The sequence below is a fragment of the Belnapia moabensis DSM 16746 genome (genome assembly GCF_000745835.1).
In the GTDB taxonomy this organism is placed as follows: Bacteria; Pseudomonadota; Alphaproteobacteria; order Acetobacterales; family Acetobacteraceae; genus Belnapia; species Belnapia moabensis.
In genome coordinates this window covers 133188-139571 of record NZ_JQKB01000012.1, presented here as the reverse complement: position 1 = coordinate 139571, position 6384 = coordinate 133188, and the positions used below count along the sequence as shown (strand labels likewise).

Genomic DNA, 6384 nt, shown 5'->3' with positions numbered 1-6384 from the left:
GTAAGTCGGCGGTGTCGGTCTGCTCATGCCGTCCAGCTATCACGCTGGATTCACGAGATGAATCCCCCTCAGGCCATTTGTGCAACAGAGCCCCCCCTATGCGTCGGCGAGGTCCATCATCTGGTTTCGCACGGGTCTAGTTGACTGGACCAATGGGGGTCGGGAAGGTGCTTCCAACGAGCCTCACCGCACCACCTGACCGATTTCATTGCCAAATTTCGGTTCTCGGCTAAGCCAGAAGGATGAGCGACGACCGCAGCCAGCCCGCCACCGAGCGTGCCCCTCTCCTGCTTGCCTTTGGCGGGCACGCTGGGCGGATGGCCGCCCTGATCCGGGTGAGGCCGATCCTGATCGCCCGCCTCATCATGGCGCCCAGAGAGGCCGTGCATTCGATTGGCGCCTTTCTCCACCTCGCACCAGATGCCGCCGGGCCTGATGCTGAGATTGCTGCCATGATCAACGACACCGACCCGCGCGACCTTCTCGCTGCCGCGTTGCCGAATTCTCCGTCACGACTTTACCGAGCACTCGACCGCGCGGGAGATCGGGTTCGCAAGCAGGAATTCTACAAACGGGTCGGCAAAATCGCCGCCGGTCCGTTCGCTGATGCGCTGTTCGAAGCCAAAGCGATCGACGAGGCATGCCTCACCCATTGCGAAGCACTCCTCGCTATGGACGCCGAGGTCGCTGCCATCTTTGTCAGGCTTCGGGACCGCTACCATGCAGAGTTCGCCGACAGCTTGGTGGCATTCCTGCGAGCGCACGGGGTCGTCCGTGGAGACGATCTCCACCTCCCACCCAAGGCGGGGCTGCCGGCCTTGGTGCGCCGTCTCACGCGAGCACTCGGGCGATTACCGGCACCTGACCCAGGCTTTCTGGTGCCCGCACCCTACCGGCTGATCGCCAGCACTGATGAGCTTCAGCGGCTCGGTAAGGAGTTTCAAAACTGTTTGGCGCTGCACCATTGGGGAGCAGCAGAACACCATCTGCGCCTCATTGACGGCACGGGCGTCTACCTCATCGCCGACGAACTCCGGATACTGGTAGCACTCCGACGTGTTGGTGGTGGATTATGGGTCCTCGACCAATGTGCCGGACCGAAGAACGAAGCGCCGGCAGATGGTGCACAGGCAACCCTCCTGAGGGGCCTCGCCGCGAATGGGGTCAAGTTGGTAGCCGCCGATCCGCAGACCGCCTTGGCGAGGCTGCATGGTGCAACCCGGCGTCAGCATGGCCTGGGGGGCGATGATCTGAACGAGGATGATGAGGAGGAGGATGGCGAGGAGATCGCCGCCTGAGCGGCAGGGCAGTTTGAACTGCAACCATTCTCTGAGCCATGTAAGTGCAAGCGGGTGGACGGACGCTGGGGACGGCAAGTCCGGAGAAATCACGTGGCACAGCGATTTGCCGCCGACCCAACTTTGGTCATGCGCTGACCAATGGATCGCCGAGTTCACCCATTTTTAAACCCGCCTCCGGACCAACTAAAATCAGTTCTCAGGGGCATGGGCAGGCGGACACATAAACTGCTGACTATTTCTGCGCGATCTGGGTAGTAGATCAGAACGCTTTGCACTCGGCTCAAGAACGTGCATGAGCGAAAATGAGGGCTAAATCACCAAAAGGTTGAAAATTGAATTCGTTTGTTCGTAGAACGTATATATAACGAGCTTTTTACGATCGGTAGATTATAATACGCATTTCGAAACTAAAAGGCTCCCATTATACGACTTAGGACTGTGGTCGTGGGAGATTGTATGCAGGTCCCGTATGTGGTGTTCGCCGCCCAAGGCCAAGGTGGCACTGAACTCTGGATCACTAATCGCTACGGCGAGAGCCCCCGTCTGCTCAAGGACATCTACGCAGACGACGAAAGCTCCAACCCGTCCGAGTTCACCACCCTCGACGATGGGCGGGTGATCTTCTCCGCCTTCCGCTTCGGCAACTGGCGCGAGGCCTGGATCACCGATGGCACCCCCGAGGGGACCATGATCCTCAACGACCTCACCCCCGGCCAGGGCGGCGGCTCCACCAATCCCAAGGACTTCCTCGCGCTGCCGGGCGGCCGGGCGATCTTCAGTGGCGATAGCTCGGGCGGTGGTCGGGAGCTTTACGTCACCGATGGCACGCCCGAGGGCACCAAGCGCCTGATGGACATCATCCCTGGCAACGATGGCAGCGATCCTACGGGCTTCACCATCCTCCATCCCAGCAAGGACGGCATGGGCGGCACCACCAAGGTGCTGTTCAGCGCGAAGGATGCGCAGGGCGTCAGCGAGCCCTGGGTCACCGATGGCACCGTCGAGGGCACCAAGCGGCTGGCCGATCTGGTGGAGGGCAACCTGCCCACCAAGCCGATCGAGTTCCTTGATCTCGGCAACATCAACCTCGGCACGGCGGTCTTCGGCGCGCAGAGCGAGCGCGGCATCGAGCTTTATGTGACCAATGGCACGCCCGAGGGCACCCGCCTGCTCGCCGATGTGGGCGGCCCGGTCGATGGGCAGCCGAGCGACTTCACCCTGCTGTCGCCCGGCGTGGGCCTGTTCTTCGCCAGCCAGGACTATATGGGGGCGGTGGGCCGGCAACTCTTCCGGGTGGAGTTCTCCGCTGCGGAAGGGGACTACCAGATCAGCCGGGTGGACGACCTCGTGCCCGAGTTCAGCGCCTTCGATGGCGCCTTCAGCATGCCCTCCAAGCTCACCTCCCTGGGCGATGGGCGGGCCATCTTCGTCACCCACATGAATTTCGGCTTCCACGCGGACGGCAGTGGTCTTCAGCCGCTTGACCCGGAGATTTGGGTCACCGATGGGACGGAGGCCGGTACCCGCGTCCTGCAATATCTCAACCCTGGCCCCGAAGGGTCCTATGCGACCAACTTCACCCTGCTGCGGCCGGGGCTGATGGTGTTCAGCGCCTTCAACCACGCGACCGGGCGGGAACTCTACGTCACCGATGGGACTGATGCCCATCTGCTGCTCGACATCCTTCCCGAGCAGATTGACGGCTTCCCCGGCAACTCCAACCCCCGCGATTTCCAGGCCATGGGGGATGGCACTGCGCTGTTCTGGGCCGGGCATGGCGATCCAAGCCTGTGGCGCACCGATGGCACGGCGGCGGGCACCTACCGAATCGAGGGTGTCACGGCGGTGGATCGCGGTGTGGACATGGCGGTGGGCTGGCGGGATGTGGCCGTCACCCCGCCGGTCGAGCCTCCGCCTGCTGAGCCCCAGCCACCTGCTCAGCCACCTGCGCAGCCGCCCACACAGCCCCCTGCACAGCCGCAGCCTCCCGCTGAACCGCAACCGCCTGCACAGCCTCCAGCGGAGCCCCAGCCGCCCGTTGTGGTGCCTCCCAACCCCGGACCGGGCGCCTCCATCCCGCGCCTCATCATCGGCGACAACAACGACAACTCCCTCCCCGGCGGCATGGGCAACGACACCATCGCGGGCAAGGGTGGGTCGGATAACCTCAACGGCGGGGCTGGCGATGACAAGCTGGCTGGTGGCGCGGGCAATGATGTCATCCTCGGCGGCGATGGCTACAACATCGCCTACTACCAGGGGCCGCGCTCCGAGTACGTAATCTCCTACGGTGGTGGAGAGTTCACCGTGACCGACACCAAGGCGTGGCGGGATGGCAGCGATTGGTTGAACGGGATCGACGAACTGCACTTCGCCAACCCGGAGGTCTTCCGCTTCTACAAGCCGGGTACCGGCACCCACTTCTACACGGATTCCGTGCAGGAGCGGGACAGTGTGATCGCCAATCTCGGCCATGCCTACACCTATGAGGGCGTGGCCTATCATGCGGCCGATCCGGGCGATGTGGGTGTGAGCCCCCTTTATCGCTTCTACAGGTCGGACACCGGCACGCACTTCTTCACCGCGTCCGAGCATGAGCGGGATATCGTCATCAACACCCTCGGCCAATGGTACGACTATGAGGGACCGACCTTCTCGGTCAGCGACACTCCACAGGATGGCTTCACCGCCGTTCATCGCTTCTTCAAGCCCGAGAGCGGGACGCATTTCTACACGGCGTCTGAGGAGGAGCGGGATATCGTGATCCGCACACTCGACCACGCGTATGACTACGAGGGGGTGGCCTACTACGTCCCCAGCAACTCCGGCGTGGACTACCAGTTCGGGGTTTGATAACGGGGCGCGGTGGGTAACCACCGCGATCCCTTATCCATAAATGGTGTTGCTCAACGGCTCAAAGGGCATCCCAAGGATGTCGAGCATGAGCATGACTTCAGCGAGGCATTCATCGCGGGCGCCACCGCAGATCATTGGGTAGGGGAGGCGGGCCAGGGGCTTGTCTTCTAGCCAGCGGATGATCAGGGAGTCGCCCTCACAGGACGGGTTGTGATCGGCTCCCTGTTACCTCCTGCAAAGAGTCGTGCTCGTCGCACAAATCGGCAGCACCCTTGCTGCTAGATGCTCGGTTAGAACAAAAAGGGCATCGGCTCCAAACCGCCGGTTCGCACATTTCGTTCGGATTGGACGCCGGCATGAACTCCACGCTGAGGCAGCACCACAATTCGCAGAGGCTCCACGCCCCGGCGGACACGGGCAAGCTCAACCGCATCATCGAGATCGAACTCCCACGATGCCGGCATTGTGCCGATCTTCCCTACGGAAGCGTCCGGCCACCGCGATTGGAAGGCCTGTGCAATCTCTCGTCTGTTAATGCCCGCATGCCTAGCCACCAGCAGCATAGTCCTGTCGTCAAAGACCATCCCCGCCATCGCCACCAGTCGCCATCGATGGCTCTGCCGCGCTCGGCGATCCCGCAAATCCCGGCAGGCCCGGCGATGGTATCGAACTGCTGGGCGGAGCCTCCCTGGCTGATACACGAACGGTAGATGGACAAGACTGACGCTGGGGTCAGCATCGCTGGGCCAGAGTGTGACCCCCTGCCACCAGCGCTGACATATCGCCCGGCGACATGCCCAACAGCCAGCGGAGCGGCACCGCCAAGGCCAACCCCTTACTGCCTCACCACCTCGCCTACTCATTCTTTCTTCCTGGCAGCGCTGGAGCCTTTCGGCGACCTCAAGGCTGCCGGCAGCGAACAGGGCGGAGATTACATCAGATTGTAGCGCCTCAGCCCGCGAGAGCATGGCGCGGGTGGATCGTGGAGTTCGGCTCACGGCTTCGGCGCCAGGATAGCGGCTTTCTTCATGAACTCACGTTCGGTGTTGCCGTGAGGTCGGGCTAGCTGTTTGGCGCCGTAGGCTTTATGCGCTGAGTTGGTGGGCAGCAGCTTCGGTTTGACAACTTTGGCTGCGCTGTCTGCGATTTCCCAGTACCGCATTACCGCCACTTTGCGAGAGGGAAAGGCCGTCCCTGTAAGACAGACTGATGATAGAGGCAGAGCCGCATTACCATCAGTAAATTCCGAAAGCAGAACTCGTAGCCAACGCGCTGATGGTCTTCATAGATGGCTTGGATGTAGCAATCATGCTTCGACAAAATATGCGCGGCATGGCGACATCTCTGGAAGGCTTCCTCGAAGCGACGCCCGAGGACAGCGCGGGAGATTGGGAGGCGGACGGAGTGGGGGTAGTCGGCTGGATCATGCATGCTTCTATTTAGTGTCGGAGATTTTTGCGCTGCGCCTCTCACACCATGTCGGATTGAGGTGCTGCGGGAGCCATTGATAATTGCGCATGGGATGGTGGCCCAGGTCGCGCCCAGCGGCGGGGTATCTTGATCGTGCTGGCTAACAACCATCCCGGCGCCGCTCCGCCATTCCTGCGCGCTGCCCGGTAACCCGCCCGTCACCCCCGATTTGTACGATATTGATACCATCTTTTGTAACGGTATAGAGATTGTTTGCTGACTACCGGGCGAGATCGCCGAACTGGGTCGCGGCTGAGGATGGTTTGCGGTCTGGACCATTTTGCAACGTATTCTGCCGGGTCCTGCCCTGCCTCCAAGCCATCTGACGATCCGGGATCAAAGCAATCGGTCACTTCGGTCTCGGATCAGCTAGTGCCGTTGCCTTCAAGCTTGTGCCCAGGGTTGAGGTGGATCGCCGCCGAGGTTCCGCCGCCGATCGCAGGTCGGGACCATGTAAGGGCGACTTCAAAGGACGCTTCCGCAAATCGGCAGGCCGCAGGTGGTCGCTAATCCCCTGCAATCAGCCCACCGGAACCCGCATTTGAGCTTGGGCTCACTCCGCCTCGGGGCTGCTCAGAATCATCTAATTCGTTGGCATCGCAAAGTGATGTGGTTGTTTCGCAGGATGACCGTCAACCGTCCCGCCGCCAAGGGCGCCACCCTCTATGTCCGCGTCTCGACCGCCGACCGTGACCAAATCAAATAATTCAGTGATTCTTCGAATTGAATTAGACGACCTGCATCTCCCATGCTCCGA

3 protein-coding genes are annotated in these 6384 nt (G+C 61.6%); all 3 read left to right on the top strand.

Features of this window, described 5'->3' with window-relative positions; translation table 11 throughout:
• Positions 1-242: 242 nt before the first annotated feature.
• The 3 genes from EP26_RS10595 (at position 243) to EP26_RS38095 (ending at position 5600) form a co-directional block, all read left to right on the top strand.
• A complete protein-coding gene (locus EP26_RS10595) occupies positions 243-1298 on the top strand; it encodes a hypothetical protein (RefSeq protein ID WP_043338378.1) in 1056 nt (351 codons plus the stop codon).
• A 459-nt stretch (positions 1299-1757) separates the two neighbouring features.
• Complete coding sequence (locus EP26_RS10590; RefSeq protein ID WP_043338377.1) at positions 1758-4154, top strand: hypothetical protein; 2397 nt, start codon at positions 1758-1760, stop codon at positions 4152-4154.
• 1311 nt (positions 4155-5465) lie between these two features.
• Positions 5466-5600 (top strand): hypothetical protein, encoded by a 135-nt coding sequence (locus EP26_RS38095; RefSeq protein WP_281177077.1) that lies wholly within the window; start codon positions 5466-5468, stop codon positions 5598-5600.
• Positions 5601-6384: the final 784 nt, after the last annotated feature.

Bases quoted from the DNA above. Each gene is read 5' to 3' on its own strand.
- EP26_RS38095 (WP_281177077.1), top strand. From the start codon at position 5,466: ATGCTTCGACAAAATATGCGCGGCATGGCGACATCTCTGGAAGGCTTC.
- EP26_RS10595 (WP_043338378.1), top strand. From the start codon at position 243: ATGAGCGACGACCGCAGCCAGCCCGCCACCGAGCGTGCCCCTCTCCTG.
- EP26_RS10590 (WP_043338377.1), top strand. From the start codon at position 1,758: ATGCAGGTCCCGTATGTGGTGTTCGCCGCCCAAGGCCAAGGTGGCACT.